The sequence below is a fragment of the Virgibacillus sediminis genome (assembly GCF_042643265.1).
GTDB classification, from domain to species: domain Bacteria; phylum Bacillota; class Bacilli; order Bacillales; family Amphibacillaceae; genus Virgibacillus_O; species Virgibacillus_O sediminis.
The window spans coordinates 26,893-41,197 of record NZ_JBHRRZ010000033.1 but is presented as its reverse complement, the minus strand read 5'-3'; the positions used below and the strand labels follow the sequence as shown (position 1 = coordinate 41,197).

Below are 14,305 nucleotides of genomic sequence, written 5' to 3'. Positions count from 1 at the left end.
ACTAAACATGACTTCATTTTTATTTTGTTAGGAAAGGCTCTAGAGATTGCGAATAGGCTGAGACCTTGTCTGCTTATTATCAAATAATGGAAGAAGATGAGATTCTAGGTGATTTAAACCTAAATACGATAAAAAATTACACATAGATGACCAGCAAAGCGGGAAAGCAAACAATGTTGAAATAAAAAAGGAAGAATTATTTAATTGAGATTCTGGAGTATGCAGATATTTAATAGAGGATTGTAATATGAGAGAAAAATTGTCCCTTTATATTGCTTATGGCAGCTATAATAAAACATTTTAGCGGTAGTGTATTATTTCGAATGAATAATCATTATGATTTCGGTAACCTGGGCTTCTATTCCTTGTAAAAATTATCAACGATTCCCTTTAGCCACCTTACCATTACATCTTTAAAATTAATTGCTTGGTTTAAAACCTTCTTTTGATGATGTGGAGGTAAAAGATCGAATCGAAAACGATCTTCTTTTAAGTATTGGTTTATAATTTTCATACTTTCATAGGTGAGGCGCTGTAGGTTATTTTGAGGTAATCCAGCTCGTTCAAATAGAAATTTTTCAGTTTCTTATTTAGCTTTAGTCCTATAATCCAATTTGCAGTTTTAATCGCAGTATAATCAGTTATCCATTCAGAATCTATATCTTCGTGGAATTCATATTCATTTCGAATCTTACTGGTTGTAAACCCTGTTTTCCTTACAATTTCCAATAATTTTGTATTCCCCTTATTTAAAAGGTTTAACAAGGTTAGCTTATTTTCTTTTCCAGTATCTCCTTTATTAAAGAGTCGTCTTAACAACTTTAAATTACGAACACCAGTAGTAGCGCTACCTTCTTCAACAATACATGGCGCTTCTTTTCTGTTCGTGTGATTAACCAAAAAATAATACCGATCTACCCCTCCTACAAGGTAATAAAAATCGTCCTTATGGTCTTTCTCCACAGCAAGAAGAAAGTCATATTCATCCGAGTCTTTATAATATTTTTTCATCCTAGAACGGGTCAGATGGTCGAGTTACAAAATCAAATATATGGATTTAAAGATGAAGAGCAAAAGTGCCTCGAAGCAGAAAAAGATCTTAAATGATTTCTGGAGGAGTTAAAGGTTATTCAGGAGTTTAAGCCAGATAAGGAACGAATAGAGTTTCGACGGATATTTTAGTAGGGTTGTTGAAAAGGGAATAATTCATCCAGACAGAAAAATTGTTTAAGATTTGAAGTTTGACATTAGGCTCACAGCTACTGGGAATGAAAAAATGGCGTGGCGATTGAGGAAGAGAGGAAAGCCTCGTAAGAAGAATAAGTGAATAAGAAAATGGAGCAACCCACTAGTTTGATTATTGTATTTTAATACAGCTACTTGGTGTTTTTTTGTATCTGACGTTAACCGTATTTCTTGAATTTATGATATGGTAAAATTATCCAACTTGACAGTTACAACTTGTCCTTTTTGGGAGGCAATTTATATGTACAATATATCCAATGATAAGGTGACAAAAATTGGTGCAACTACTTTTGCAGAACTTAATTTTAAAGAAAGTGATATTGAAGAATTGCTTAGAAAAAATATCGATATGATATGTGATGAAGAAGAATCGATGCTCATTGTTGGAAAGCAAGTTAGAAACGCCCAGCACGGTATTAGTGATCTTACTGCAGTTGATAATAAAGGGAACGTTGTTTTAGTTGAGATTAAAAGAGACCGGAAAGACATTGAGGCCAGGAAAGAAGCCTTTGAATTTCAGGCTATTCGATATGCAGCCAGCTATGCAACAATTGAAGATCCAGAGGATTTAGTGAACAAAATATACGCACCATACATAGAAAAATATCGTAATGAATTTGAAGAGAGCTCCTTAACAAGTGCTGAGCTTGGGACTAGAAAACTGATTGGGTTTTTGCGGGAAAATGGTGCGGAGAGCAACTTTAATAAGAATCAAAAAATCATATTGGTAGCTTCCGACTTTGATGAACAAACTTTATCGGCTGTTGCTTGGCTGAATAGAAATAGTGTTGATATCAGTTGTTTTAAAATAATACCATACAAAATTAACGATCAAGTGTATACAAACATTGAAAAGGTTTTACTATTAAGTACATATAGAGATTACTATGTGAATTTCTTAGATAGCCCAATAAAAAGTAGTTCGCAGAAAAAAGGCTTCACACGGAGAGTACTGCCTAAAATTAATGAAATGCTCGAATGGGGCGCTGTTAAAGCCGGTGACACGATCGTTGCAAAAGGACGGGAAGATGAAGGGACACTTTTAGCTAATGGAAACGTAGAGGTTAATGGTGAAGAAATCTCCATGCAGAAATGGCTGAAGGAGCTTTTTGGCTGGTCTAGTATTCAGACCTATGTGTTTGCCGTTCATAAGGGTTCTGGAAAGACACTATCGCAAATCCGTGAGGAATATATGGAGCGGGAGCAAGAGGAGAATATTTAAGTGGTTATAAAAGGGGAGAATTGGAGATAAAACAATATCTTGATGACATTGTTAATGATATTAGGGGATTTGCTCCGGGTATTGCTTACTTAATCTAATTTGGTATTTCATACGCACCAGGTCTAGGAAATGTATTAAACCAAATGAAGTTTTATAGATTAGGTGAAAGGTAAAAGCTCAGGAGAAAAAGTAGAGGAAATAAATGGCTTAGTAGTGGACTAAGCTTTCTACAGATTTTATAAATAAACATGTATTTCCTATAGTATTAAGTGATTTAATAGAAGAACACGAGGAGGCAAAATTCAATCTTATCCTTAATGGATTTGCAAACGTTTTTATTGATGAACAAACAGATGAGTCAATTATACTTACACACTTTGATACTTTAACGCTTTAAGGATGGAATAAAAATTAGTATGTTAGTAGAGAAAGGAGAAATGACATGAGTGAAATACATTACTTTCCTAGGTACTCGCAAAAGGAGAATATGGTGACGAACAATACTCTCTTATTGTTCAGCCGTCTTTACCAGAACAATCCTAAGAAATTCACCCTTTTTATCAACTCCATTCTGGATGATGATAAGAAACAGCTGAATACCACGGTGAACTTCACTCAACAAGAAAGTTCCAAAAGCGGCCGTATAGCAGATGGAGTGATCAGTCAGGATAGTTTTAAAGTGGTGATTGAAACAAAGCTTTATGGTCAAGAACAAATTGTCCAGATCATAGGGCATTGGGATTCCTTTAAACAGGAGGACAACCAGGTCTTTCTTTGGATTAATAAGGAGCCTATTCCTGGGGATTATTATGATAAAATTATCGATGCATTGGTTGATTACAATAACAAAAACGGAACGAATATAAAATTTGCTTCAACCACTTTCAAAGAAATTTGTTATGCGTCCAAAGGCGTTCTTCAGGATTATGACCTGGAGATGGCCGCATTGATCGAAGACTATGAAAACTTTTGTAATGACACGGGTCTGATTGATAACAATGATAACAAGGTACGGGTGGTGTTGACCGGTAAAACTTTCGCAGAGAATGTGAAGTACAAACTCTACTTTCACCCTATGAAGCGAGGGTATCAGAATGCTAAATACATAGGTTTGTATCAGGATAAAGCGATTCGGGCGATCGGAGAAATTTCTGGCATCGTCGATATGCAATATGATGAAGAGAGCGATGACTTTGTCTTTTATAAAGATATCAAAGGGAAGTCCACCCAGCAGACCAAGGACCACATCAAAGAGATTACAAAGGTATCGAAGACAAAACACGGGTATCCAGCAGAAGAGGAAAGAAGGGTTTTTATTGTAGAAAAATATTACCAAACAAAATATAAGAAAGCATCTTCCGGCGGTTTGCCCGGGGTCCGTTATCTTGATCTTACCGAGATAAACGGTTATCAAGAAGGTATGGATGCAAAGGAAATTGCTGAGCTACTTGATGGAAGAGAGTGGGGGATATAGTCAATAGGCTCAGGTATACTTTTCAAATCTTGAAGTTAGCTATTGTCTAGGAGTTGATTAGGATGGCCAAAAAGCAGTTTGTTAGAGAAGAAGTATATAAGTCAGATAAAGAAGGTTCTAGTACTATATCTTTTGTCGTAAACGTTTATCAAGATAGAAAAGATAAGGAAAAAATATGGGTGGTTTCGAAAGATATACTGAACCCGACAGAAATTAACAACCACGTGGAGTCAGTTAATTATCATCCTAAAATGTTCCAAAGGCTGAGAGAAGTCTTAATTAAAGAAGGGCGTTGGAGAGAGGAATAAAGAGACTTTTGAAAAGGTAATGGAAATAAGGGCTTCCATCGCTACAAGGTGGAAGCCCGTCTATCGTTATGTTCATCCCTTGATCCGTCATGCTGATTGAAAGTAATGAAATCCGTGGTAAATCCTCTCCCTTCACACACTCCCAACTAAAAATCTACCTAATCCCCTACCTAATTAGCACAAACCAGCTATTGTTATTTCAGAAAATTATATTTAAACTGACTGATAGACGTACTTTTTTGATAGATTCTCAGGCAAAGAGTCCATATATGGAAAGGGAGATGGTTTGCTATTGAGCCATCGTCTGATTCAGTGTTCCATCTCTTTTCCCGGCGCAGTCCAGGTTCTTCTACGGAAAGGATATTATGATAAGAGGTGGTGTAGGGGATGAAATTGGAAGATATAAAGATTGAACGGTTCTATAAAAAGGTCACAGAGCCAACTTTTCAGCGTGGCTATCATGAACGGATCGTCTCAACACCGACAAATACGATAGGTACCCTAAGAAAAGAGTTGGTGGGCACGATCGGGCAGGAGCGGACCAAAGGTTTTCTATTACGATATGGTTGGCATGCAGGCGCTGCAGATGCCAAAAAAATGATAGACTATTTCGGTGAGAGAGCAGAAGAGTTGAATTGGGCCGGCCCTAAAATGCATGTGTTGCATGGCTGGACCACAGATATTGATATTCTCATCAACAATATAGATTTTAACGATAAAAAGCTTCATCTCGAAGCAATATGGAAGGAGTCCTACGAAGCGGAGGAGTATAGAAACCACTTCGGTGAAAGCGATCACGTCGTCTGCCATACGATGACCGGTTATGCCAGTGGGTACCTTTCCACCATCCTGGGCCATCAGGTCATCGTGGTGGAGGAAGAATGTGAAGCAAAAGGGGATGCCCGTTGTCGGTGCACCTGCCGAACGGTAGAAGAGTGGGGAGAGGAGATAGAAACGGAACGGGAGTACTATGAACCGAACAGTCTGATCCGTGAATTGCGGCTGACGTACGATGAGTTGAAAGTGGAAAGGGATAATCTTAAAAAGGCTTTCGATGCACATGAATTAATGATGAACGAGGTTCATACTGGTAAAGATATTTCCTCTGTCATCCAACTGCTGAACAAACTCGTCGATAAGCCGGCAATTTACGTGGACAAGTATGAGAAAGAGATTGTCTCATCGGCAGGCATGGACGAAGTACTCGATACCAATATCGGGCTGGGAAAAGAAGGAGTCGATGCTACGACACTGGTCAAGTTTGACGGCTGCCAGAAACTCATCACCCCTGTGTATGTCCAGAAACAGGTCGTCGGCTACTGTTGCTTAATGATCGATGGGCATGATCGGGTTAAAGAGCTGGATCAAATGATTTTAGAGAGAGCTGCCTTGACCTGTGGCAGTGTCCTGTTGAATGAAAAGACCAGCCTCGACACCAAGCAAAAGATCGGTGGGGACTTTCTGGAAGAAATTCTGACAGGAGGCATATCCGATGCAGAATTGAATAAACGTGCCTATTATCTGGGGTTTGAACAATTGACACCCTTTTTTATCATGACATTAGATGTAAATGCTTCCCTAGAGGTCAAACGAAAGATTGAGTGCAATGAAAAGATCATTGATCAAATCTATTTCTATTTTGAGGGCAGCAGGAGGGGAAAGGGTAGAAAGGTGCTGGTTGAGCAGAAGGCTGAGAAAATCGTAGTCCTCTGTTATCAAGACACCACATTGCAAAGCAGCTCGTCGAGGGGAAACATGCTGGAGCAGCTGATGAAATACTGCCACCAGCGTTTTAAAAACTACCCTCTCCGTGGCGGAATCAGTTCCTGTGCTTCTTCCCTGAATGATGCTGCTGATATATATCGGGAAAGCTTGGCCGCCCTGAAGGTGACTAGCAGCAAGCGGCCCATCGTCAGCTATGAGCATCTTGGGGTAGAGGGGCTGTTGTTCCAGCTTGATGAAGATAACATGATGGATAAGATGATCGATAAGAGCCTAGGAAAGCTCCTGCGCGAAGATAAAGATATGGAATTGACGAAGACGCTCTATTATTACCTCAAAAATGGCTGCAACCTCCAACAAACTGCGCGCAGCATGAATTTCTCCGTTAGTGGCCTGCGGTACCGGCTGCAGCGGATCAATGATGTACTGGAGACCAAGGTGAATAACCCGGATATCAGCTATCAACTGTTTTTAGCATTAAAAGCACTTATCTTCCTCGGAAAACTTGAAATTGATATGGATATCAATCTATTGGAAGAACAGGATATATAGAAAGAATAAATAGGAACCAGGCGGGACGCTCTTATGCAGCGTCCCGCCTGGTTTTTTCGTTAGGCTGTTTTCCTTGATGAAAGCGGATTCACTCGTATCCTATGAAAATACATCATGAAATAAGTGATTTTTCGTACGAATTGGTTCTATATTATGAATATTCAGCTTGGTATCATGTACTTAAGTTAAGAGAAAGGAGGCATTTCACACGGATAACCGGGAATGCACAGCCTTTCACTGACTTGATCAATGGATAGTTAGGAAGTAACAAAGTATTTATAGAGTCAAAAATGAAAGCGGTTAATTTACCTAAAGGAGGGCGTAATGTGTCAATAACACAAGCAAGTAATGCAATTTCGAGGGAAGAATGGATCAAACGAGCAAGAATGATTGGTGAGACAGCAGAAGCCGAGTCACAGGAAGCAGAGCAGAACGGACATTTTTCTGATAAAGTAGCGAAAGCAATTGAAGAGGCAGAAATCCATAAGTTAATGCGTTCCCCAAGGTATGGCGGTTACTCAAAGGATCTGGATTTGAATACGTATGTGGATATTGTTCGCACGGTAGGTTTTTATAGTATCCCAGCTGCCTGGCTTACTTACTTTTATTCCATCCACGATATTTGGGCACATTATCTTCCGCCGGAAGGGCGAGATGAAGTGCTGGGTACAGGCGGACTTCTAGCCGATGTTCTTGCTCCGGTCGGCCGGGGGGAGAAAGATGGAGAAGACGGTTTCCGGATTACTGGAAAATGGAATTTCTGCAGCGGCGTCCTGTGGAGTGAATGGGCAGGACTTGGTGCGTTAGTAGAGTTGGAGGAAGGACAGGGAGAAGAGGTTTGCCTGGTTGCAGCGCATGAGTCTGAGTTCGACATCATCAAGAATTGGGACACATTAGGCTTGCGTCCTACCGGAAGTAACGGCGTATCCCTTGATAACGTCTATATCCCTCGCTCAAGAATCCTTCCAACGAAATACTTGATGAAACTAGGGGAGCCGATGGGAGGGGATTATGACGAGAGTGATCCGATTTTACGGATGCCATTTATCCCGTTTTTCCTACTCGGATTCATGCCAGTAGCATTGGGTGGCATCGACAGGATGATGTCCGTGTTCCATGAGAAAACGTCTAACAGGGTCAGGGTCTTTAAAGAAGGATCGAACGAAAAGGAATCACCAAGCAGCCAGAGGTTGTATTCGATTTGGAAAACTGAATTGAGTTCCCTGGAGGGCTTGACGGATATATATGTAAAGAAACTGGAGGCTTACAAGAGGGAAGGAAAGACGGCCATCAGTGACAAGGAACGGGAGGAATTCTTCGCATTACGGGGGCAGGTATCGAGAAAATCAGCTAATTTGATTGTAGAAATTATGCTGAACCTTGGAGGAACCTCTATTTATAAAGGGGATGCTGTAGAAAGGTTTACGAGAGATATTTTAGCCTTTGCTGCCCATCCTAATCATTCCTATGAAGATTCCATGGCAGCATTTGGCCGGACCAATTTTGGATTCCCGGGAGATCCTGTCTGGTAATACCATAAATATTTTGCTAGAACGACCAATAAAAACGGGGAGGAAATATAAATGAAACCAGAACCAATTTTTGATGTAGCCCAACTTGCCCATGTGGAGATCCTGACACCGAAACCGGATGAGACGCTATGGTTTTTCAAAGAGCTGCTCGGCTTGGAGGAGACAGCAAGGGAAGGGCAGTCTGCATACTTGCGGGCATACGAGGATTTTTATCATCACACACTGAAAGTCACCGAAAGCAAGGAGCCGGGGCTAGGGCATGTTGCATGGCGGACCACTTCCCAGCAGGCGCTGGACCGCCGGGTGAAAGCAATCGAAGCAACGGGGCACGGAAAAGGATGGACGGAAAATGATTTAGGGCAGGGAGCGGCCTACCAGTTTGCGACTCCTGATGGGCATAATATGGAACTGCTGTGGGAGGTCGAGTATTATAAAGCGCCAGACCATATGAAGACCCCGCTTTTGAACCGCCCGCAGAAGCGACCGACCCGCGGGGTGCCTGTCCGCCGGCTGGATCACGTCAATCTGATGGCCGGCGACCTGGAAACAAGCAGCGATTTCATGCAGGAGCAACTCGGCTTCCGTCTGCGTGAGCGCATCCAGCAGAATGACGGCAAGAACATTGCCGACTGGCTGAGTGTTAGCCCGCTGGTGCATGAAGTGGCGATGATGCAGGATCAGTTGGCCGGCAGAGGCCGTCTGCACCATATCTGCTACTGGTATGGCTTCCCGCAGCATATCTCGGATATTTCGGAAATCCTGAATGAGCATGATATCAAAATTGAGGCAGGCCCAGGAAAACACGGTGTCAGCCAGGCATATTTCCTCTACGTCATTGAACCGGGCGGCAACCGGGTGGAATTATTCGGTGATCCTGGATACCTCATCTTCGACCCGGATTGGGAGCCGGTAGTCTGGAAAGAGGAAGATTTGGAGAAAGGGATCATCTGGTATGGTTCCCAGCTGCCGAGAGACTTCTTCCAATATGGAACGCCTAATATTAAGAAGCCAGTGGTTACCAAGTAGATTTTTAAGTAAAGCAGGGTGTTATCAGGTATTCCTACGGTAATGCCCTGTTTATATAACCAAGGGGGATAGGACAATGCACAACACTTACCATTACGACGTGAAAACTCCTGATCAACTGCGGGAAGGCATCCAGTACCCGTTGTTGATTGCCTTGCATGGAATCGGCTACAACGAACAGTACATGCTGGAGGCATTCGACGGGTTGGCGGATGAGTATATCGTGGTTGCACCACGCGGGGATCTATCCTATGAAGGAGGATACGCCTACTATTATTTGCAAGACTATGGGAGACCGGATATGGAACAGTTTGATGTAAGCATGGAGAAACTGCAGACATTCATCCATGATGTGGTGGAAGAATACCCGGTGGACCGGGAGCATGTATATTTAGCTGGCTTCAGCCAGGGGGCCATCCTTTCCAACTCTTTGGCAATGGTGCTCGGGCATCAGGTGCGCGGCATTGTTTCTATGAACGGCTATGTGCCAAGCTTTTTGAAAGACAGATATCCGGTGCAGCCGATTGATCACCTGGCTGTTTTCCTGTCGACCGGAGAAGCGGATGAAATTTTCCCGCCGGAAGTCGGCCGGAAAAATGAGATGTATTTCCAAGAAGAGGGTGCTTCTGTTCGATACCGCATCTATTCCATTGGGCATGAAATAGGAGAAGAGGCTAAAAAAGATGCCGTCCAGTGGCTTCTGGCAAACTATCAATCAGACAAACAATTAAACCAATCATAATGGAGGGTGGACATTCATGAGTATAACCATTGAAGGAAAGCGGGCGACTTTTGCAGGAATTGATACGCATTATTACGAGGAGGGGCAGGGAGAGCCAGTCCTTTTCATCCATGGAAGCGGGCCAGGGGTGTCTGCATGGGCGAACTGGCGGCTAGTCCTTCCGCGTTTATCTAAGAATTTCCACGTTATCGCACCAGACCTCGCAGGATTCGGATCGACCGAAAAACTCGAGGAGGGAGCATATGGCATGGATGTTTGGGTCGACCAGCTCTCCGCGCTGATAGAGGACAAAGGGCTGGAACGTGTATCCCTTGTCGGCAATTCCCTGGGAGGGGCGATTGCCCTGCACCTTGCCAAAAAGAGGCCGGAACTCTTGGATAAATTGGTGTTAATGGGCACGGCCGGGGTTCCATTCGAGCTGACAGAGGGGCTTGATAAAGTGTGGGGCTACACTCCAAGCTATGAAAATATGGCGGAATTGATCGATATCTTTTCCTATGACGACAAATATAAGAAAGATAAGGATCTAATTGAACTGCGGTATCAAGGGACACTTGATAAAGAAAACCAGGATGCATTCGCCTCGATGTTCCCTGCCCCGCGTCAAGCCCAGGTAGATAAGCTTGCCCTGAGCGACGAAGAGCTTCAGGATATCAAACATCCCGTCCTCGCGCTGCATGGAAGAGAAGATCAGGTCATCCCGGCAGAAAACAGCTGGAAGGCATTCCAGGCACTGCCGAATGCTGAAATGCATCTGTTCAGCAAGTGCGGCCATTGGATCCAAATCGAGAAGACAGAAGAGTTCTGCCAGCAGGTGGAGATGTTCTTGAATCAGGAATAGTGAGGATTGATGGTGCCACTGAAACGGAAGATTGGATGGAAAGGTGCACGGCATGACCGCCAATGCTTTCATGTCTGTATCCCTGGATCCCGAGCTGGTGGTTATTTCGATTAAAGAAGATGCCAAGATGCTCGAGATGATCAAAGAAAGCGGGCGTTTTTCGGTCAATATTCTTTCGGAAAAGCAGAAGAAAGAATCCATGACATTCGCCGGGCAGATCGATAACGAAGAAGAAATCGTATTTGACGAACTTGCAGGCAACCCCGTCCTGCCAGGATCACTCGTCCAAGTTTCCTGTGAAGTTTCCGGAGAGTATGTGGAAGGTGACCACACGCTGTTTATAGGCGGAGTCAAAGATATTTGCCTCGAGGATGGGGAACCGCTTATTTTCTCTTGTGGCAAGTATAGGCGTTTGAATGAAGGTGAGTTGCAGGAGTCTGGGTGATTTGAGGATGGCTGAGGGGTGATTTGAGGGTGGTGGCGGGGCCCGAGTTGAGGGTGCTGGCGACCGAGTGGATGCTGTGGCCTCCAGGTTCTTAACAGCATTCTTTCTATTAATTATGGGTTTCCGAGGGGCATGTGGAAGAATCATCAAGTTCCCAACTGGGCATCACTGGAGAGGGGAGAATAATCATGGACATCATATACTTGAATCAAGAAAGCCTGAGTTTTTGGCAGGAAGAGCCCGAGCGCAATGTCCTTGCGTTAGGTTTTTTCGATGGGGTTCACTTGGGTCATCAGAAGGTCATTCTGGCGAGAAAAACCATTATATATGCCAATGGCGGAAAAAAGTGAAGATTTTGCAGGACCTGGGTGTCGATCGATTTTACGTTGCGGAATTCGATAAAGATTTCTCATCCCTCTCTCCAGATATGTTTGTTAAAGAATACCTTCTCAAGCACAGAACCATCCATGTCGCCGCTGGCTATGATTTCAGATATGGACAGCGAGGAGCTGGAAATATCGATTGTCTGCGTGAGGATTCAGGGGGAGAATTGGAAGTTACAAAGGTAGCGAAAGTAGAGTATTCGGGCAGGAAAATCAGTTCCACCTGGATACGGGAGATGTTGGCAACAGGAGATCTGGACGAATTGCCCCATCTACTCGGAAGAAATTATGAAACAAAATGTACTTGGGATGGAGACTCACTGGAGCTGTTGCCCAATTATTTACTGCCAAAAGCTGGTTGATATATGGCGACCATTCAAACTTTGAACGACAGGTACATGACCAATGTTTGTGTGGAAGGGGAGTACGGCAGAATTTACCTTCCAGGCAATGTGCGTACGCAGATAGATGTGGGTGAACGGGTTGAACTGGTATGGTTGAACAGGGTTGGTAAAGGAGCAGTTTACGCTTATTATTGAAAGATATGATTTTTTGAAGGGGCATTCCACTGATAACTAGGGATTAGCCCTTTTGATTCAGGAGCTGGAACGGAGTAAGCAGATCTAAGGTCCGGGCAGTGTATACTGAGGTTTGAGTGACCAGCAGAGTCATTGGCAAGGCTGTCCAATATGCTGTCAATAAGGATGAGTAGAAAATTGACAATGTCTATTCGAAGGAAAACAGAAGAAGTTAGCGTCTACACAGCATATTATGGATCGTTTAACTGGCGAAATGAACCTGCATATGTTTTCCTCGCCATACGATCTTACAGTCAGTCGTTAGTTATCAGGAACATTTTTAATGTTAATCAGCTAATTGGCTTACCGTCTGTATACAGTCGCCGAATTGACTCATCCGGATATCCATTTTATCCATAAGTATCCTTGATTTCTTTGATAATTTTAATGTCTAAATGAAAGAAGACACCCTGGAATGTCTTCTTATCCTTTATATTCCTTACCGCTAATTAGATAATAGGATATAAATTCGAATGCTTGTTCAAGTGTACGAACATCATAATTCTCTCTTCTTTTTTTGCGATCATTTAGGTCATAATGATGATGATGGGGTTCAGTCTCAATTTTAAACTCTTCTGGTGTACCAGGATCGTCATGTGGTTCATTTCCCCAACCCGATATATGATGTTTTTGCACTCCCATTTTAGGGATTATTATTTTCCAATTGTAATTATATGTTCGTACATAACCAGCTTCATCATATTTCTCTAATGCATGCAAACCCGTTATTCCATGAACAGGGTGTTCAATAAAAGGAAATAAGACATCCAATCTTTTAATAGTTCTTTTATAATTAGCGTAAACTGCATTTTTTTGATTGGGATAAGTCTTTAGTAAATGATTATACTGTTCCAGAATTTCATCAATATCAGCTGGTTTCAATATGTCTGATTTTGTAGAACTACTTTTCTTAGAATCAGTCAAGATCAACATCTCCCAGCTGTTTTAGCAGCTCTTCTCGTTCTTCCTCTAAATCACGCCATAAATAATAGTCAGTAGGATCCTCCAAATCATCCCCACTAAGATGGCCAAATGCATCATTAAATGAATACTTTTTATATTTGATGTGCAGTTCAGATAGTTCTTCATTAATTTCTTTATAACGCTCAATTGGAGATTGGTTCAACATTTTCTTTTGTTGGGCAATCATTTGAATCTTGATACTATAAACAGGGTCTTTCCAGAGTTCTATTACATACATAGGTATTTTATTATGAGAGGATGTTTCTAACGATTCTAACCCTTGTTTAATATACTTATTTAAAGTTACTTTGGATATACCCATCTTTTCAGCCGTGTCTTTGGGAGTTAGTAAATATTCATCCTTATAGTGAAATTGTATTTCTTCTCCACCCATTTCGTAATACCAAATCTCAAGATCAACTTTCAATTTACCAAACTCTAAATCGGAAGAAGGATATTTAATTTGTACCAAACGATTTAGCCATTTTAATAAATTCTTTTGGTGTTTTTTCGAAAGCAGATAATCATTTTTAATAGCGACTCCATAGTGATCAAATGTAATACCTTCAATTTTATCTGAGAAAATTGATAACATAACCGCAACAGTTTTGTTTAGAATAAAATCAGTTTCTTTTTCAATCAAATCACGATCTTTCTGTTGGAAGCCTAAATTAATTTGTTTTTCTGTTAAATCATATACGGCTTTACTCATTATACTCATCCTCCCACCTCCATTATAATAGATGTTAACGATTTGTCAATATAGTTAATTTATGTTATTCCCCTTTCGTTAACATCTTATTCAGTTCTGAAAGAAAAATGATTGATACTTTTTCAACGTCTAAATTTTGTATTTCAAAATTCGAGGTGTTTGGTATTGGCAAAATTGCTGATCTAATAAGTCTAAAGGAGGGCGGTGACTGTAAACTCTTGTTTATCGTTTACAGCAAGTTTACAAAGAAGACTTAGGCGGTGATTTCTTGCTTCAGTATGCTATAAAATAGTTCTCAATAAGAGAAATAACTTCACTCCGCGTATCGCCAATTCCCTATGAACGTACTCACAATCTAGCCTATTCCGGCAGTTGACTACATCTCTCAAGGGGGCCAGAAGAGGCCTTGAGTCTCATCCGCTGTACGCTATGCTCCAAGCCGACACTCTAATGCTCCTACATAATAGATTTACACCATGGTGGAACTTTCCCGTATCTTTATTCAAGAGATGGGAGATCTTGATGATGAATATAAAAAAAGTAATATTCTGTAAAAATAC

13 protein-coding genes and 1 pseudogene are annotated in these 14,305 nt (G+C 41.8%); 11 read left to right on the top strand and 3 right to left on the bottom strand.

Annotation, left to right across the window (positions count from 1 at the left end):
• Positions 1-510 precede the first annotated feature (510 nt).
• Positions 511-1,011 (bottom strand): hypothetical protein, encoded by a 501-nt coding sequence (locus tag ACFODW_RS12890; protein ID WP_390307086.1) that lies wholly within the window; start codon positions 1,009-1,011, stop codon positions 511-513.
• Positions 1,012-1,486: 475 nt separating this feature from the next.
• Between ACFODW_RS12890 and ACFODW_RS12885 the strand changes: the two genes are divergently transcribed.
• From ACFODW_RS12885 to ACFODW_RS12835, 11 genes and pseudogenes are all read left to right on the top strand, one after another.
• Positions 1,487-2,467, top strand: a complete 981-nt coding sequence (locus tag ACFODW_RS12885; protein WP_390307084.1) for a hypothetical protein — start codon at positions 1,487-1,489, stop codon at positions 2,465-2,467.
• A gap of 442 nt (positions 2,468-2,909) precedes the next feature.
• The gene (locus tag ACFODW_RS12880; protein WP_390307082.1) at positions 2,910-3,941 is read left to right on the top strand and encodes a hypothetical protein; all 1,032 of its coding nucleotides are present in this window, start codon (positions 2,910-2,912) and stop codon (positions 3,939-3,941) included.
• A gap of 62 nt (positions 3,942-4,003) precedes the next feature.
• Positions 4,004-4,249 (top strand): hypothetical protein, encoded by a 246-nt coding sequence (locus tag ACFODW_RS12875; protein WP_390307080.1) that lies wholly within the window; start codon positions 4,004-4,006, stop codon positions 4,247-4,249.
• Positions 4,250-4,636: 387 nt separating this feature from the next.
• Positions 4,637-6,523, top strand: a complete 1,887-nt coding sequence (locus tag ACFODW_RS12870; protein ID WP_390307078.1) for a XylR N-terminal domain-containing protein — start codon at positions 4,637-4,639, stop codon at positions 6,521-6,523.
• 326 nt (positions 6,524-6,849) lie between these two features.
• Positions 6,850-8,055, top strand: coding sequence for an acyl-CoA dehydrogenase (locus ACFODW_RS12865; RefSeq protein ID WP_390307075.1), 1,206 nt, complete (start codon positions 6,850-6,852; stop codon positions 8,053-8,055).
• Positions 8,056-8,106: 51 nt separating this feature from the next.
• Complete coding sequence (locus ACFODW_RS12860) at positions 8,107-9,081, top strand: catechol 2,3-dioxygenase (protein ID WP_390307073.1); 975 nt, start codon at positions 8,107-8,109, stop codon at positions 9,079-9,081.
• A 76-nt stretch (positions 9,082-9,157) separates the two neighbouring features.
• Positions 9,158-9,823: an alpha/beta hydrolase gene (locus ACFODW_RS12855; protein WP_390307071.1), complete on the top strand. Its 666-nt coding sequence runs from the start codon at positions 9,158-9,160 to the stop codon at positions 9,821-9,823.
• Positions 9,824-9,839: 16 nt separating this feature from the next.
• The gene (locus ACFODW_RS12850) at positions 9,840-10,664 is read left to right on the top strand and encodes an alpha/beta fold hydrolase (RefSeq protein ID WP_390307069.1); all 825 of its coding nucleotides are present in this window, start codon (positions 9,840-9,842) and stop codon (positions 10,662-10,664) included.
• A gap of 31 nt (positions 10,665-10,695) precedes the next feature.
• On the top strand, positions 10,696-11,109 hold the full coding sequence (locus tag ACFODW_RS12845; RefSeq protein WP_390307067.1) for a flavin reductase family protein: 414 nt from the start codon (positions 10,696-10,698) through the stop codon (positions 11,107-11,109).
• A 188-nt stretch (positions 11,110-11,297) separates the two neighbouring features.
• Positions 11,298-11,854 (top strand): annotated as a pseudogene (locus ACFODW_RS12840) (FAD synthetase family protein).
• A 3-nt stretch (positions 11,855-11,857) separates the two neighbouring features.
• Positions 11,858-12,031: a hypothetical protein gene (locus tag ACFODW_RS12835; RefSeq protein ID WP_390307065.1), complete on the top strand. Its 174-nt coding sequence runs from the start codon at positions 11,858-11,860 to the stop codon at positions 12,029-12,031.
• A 462-nt stretch (positions 12,032-12,493) separates the two neighbouring features.
• On the opposite strand, the gene ACFODW_RS12830 is transcribed toward ACFODW_RS12835, so the two are convergent.
• Both ACFODW_RS12830 and ACFODW_RS12825 read right to left on the bottom strand, forming a co-directional pair.
• Positions 12,494-12,994 (bottom strand): toxin-antitoxin system TumE family protein, encoded by a 501-nt coding sequence (locus tag ACFODW_RS12830; RefSeq protein WP_390307063.1) that lies wholly within the window; start codon positions 12,992-12,994, stop codon positions 12,494-12,496.
• Positions 12,987-13,745, bottom strand: a complete 759-nt coding sequence (locus tag ACFODW_RS12825; protein ID WP_390307061.1) for a DNA-binding protein — start codon at positions 13,743-13,745, stop codon at positions 12,987-12,989. Before ACFODW_RS12825 ends, ACFODW_RS12830 begins: the two co-directional genes overlap by 8 nt.
• Positions 13,746-14,305: the final 560 nt, after the last annotated feature.

Bases quoted from the DNA above. Each gene is read 5' to 3' on its own strand.
- ACFODW_RS12890 (WP_390307086.1), bottom strand. From the start codon at position 1,011: ATGAAAAAATATTATAAAGACTCGGATGAATATGACTTTCTTCTTGCT.
- ACFODW_RS12885 (WP_390307084.1), top strand. From the start codon at position 1,487: ATGTACAATATATCCAATGATAAGGTGACAAAAATTGGTGCAACTACT.
- ACFODW_RS12880 (WP_390307082.1), top strand. From the start codon at position 2,910: ATGAGTGAAATACATTACTTTCCTAGGTACTCGCAAAAGGAGAATATG.
- ACFODW_RS12875 (WP_390307080.1), top strand. From the start codon at position 4,004: ATGGCCAAAAAGCAGTTTGTTAGAGAAGAAGTATATAAGTCAGATAAA.
- ACFODW_RS12870 (WP_390307078.1), top strand. From the start codon at position 4,637: ATGAAATTGGAAGATATAAAGATTGAACGGTTCTATAAAAAGGTCACA.
- ACFODW_RS12860 (WP_390307073.1), top strand. From the start codon at position 8,107: ATGAAACCAGAACCAATTTTTGATGTAGCCCAACTTGCCCATGTGGAG.
- ACFODW_RS12855 (WP_390307071.1), top strand. From the start codon at position 9,158: ATGCACAACACTTACCATTACGACGTGAAAACTCCTGATCAACTGCGG.
- ACFODW_RS12850 (WP_390307069.1), top strand. From the start codon at position 9,840: ATGAGTATAACCATTGAAGGAAAGCGGGCGACTTTTGCAGGAATTGAT.
- ACFODW_RS12835 (WP_390307065.1), top strand. From the start codon at position 11,858: ATGGCGACCATTCAAACTTTGAACGACAGGTACATGACCAATGTTTGT.
- ACFODW_RS12825 (WP_390307061.1), bottom strand. From the start codon at position 13,745: ATGAGTAAAGCCGTATATGATTTAACAGAAAAACAAATTAATTTAGGC.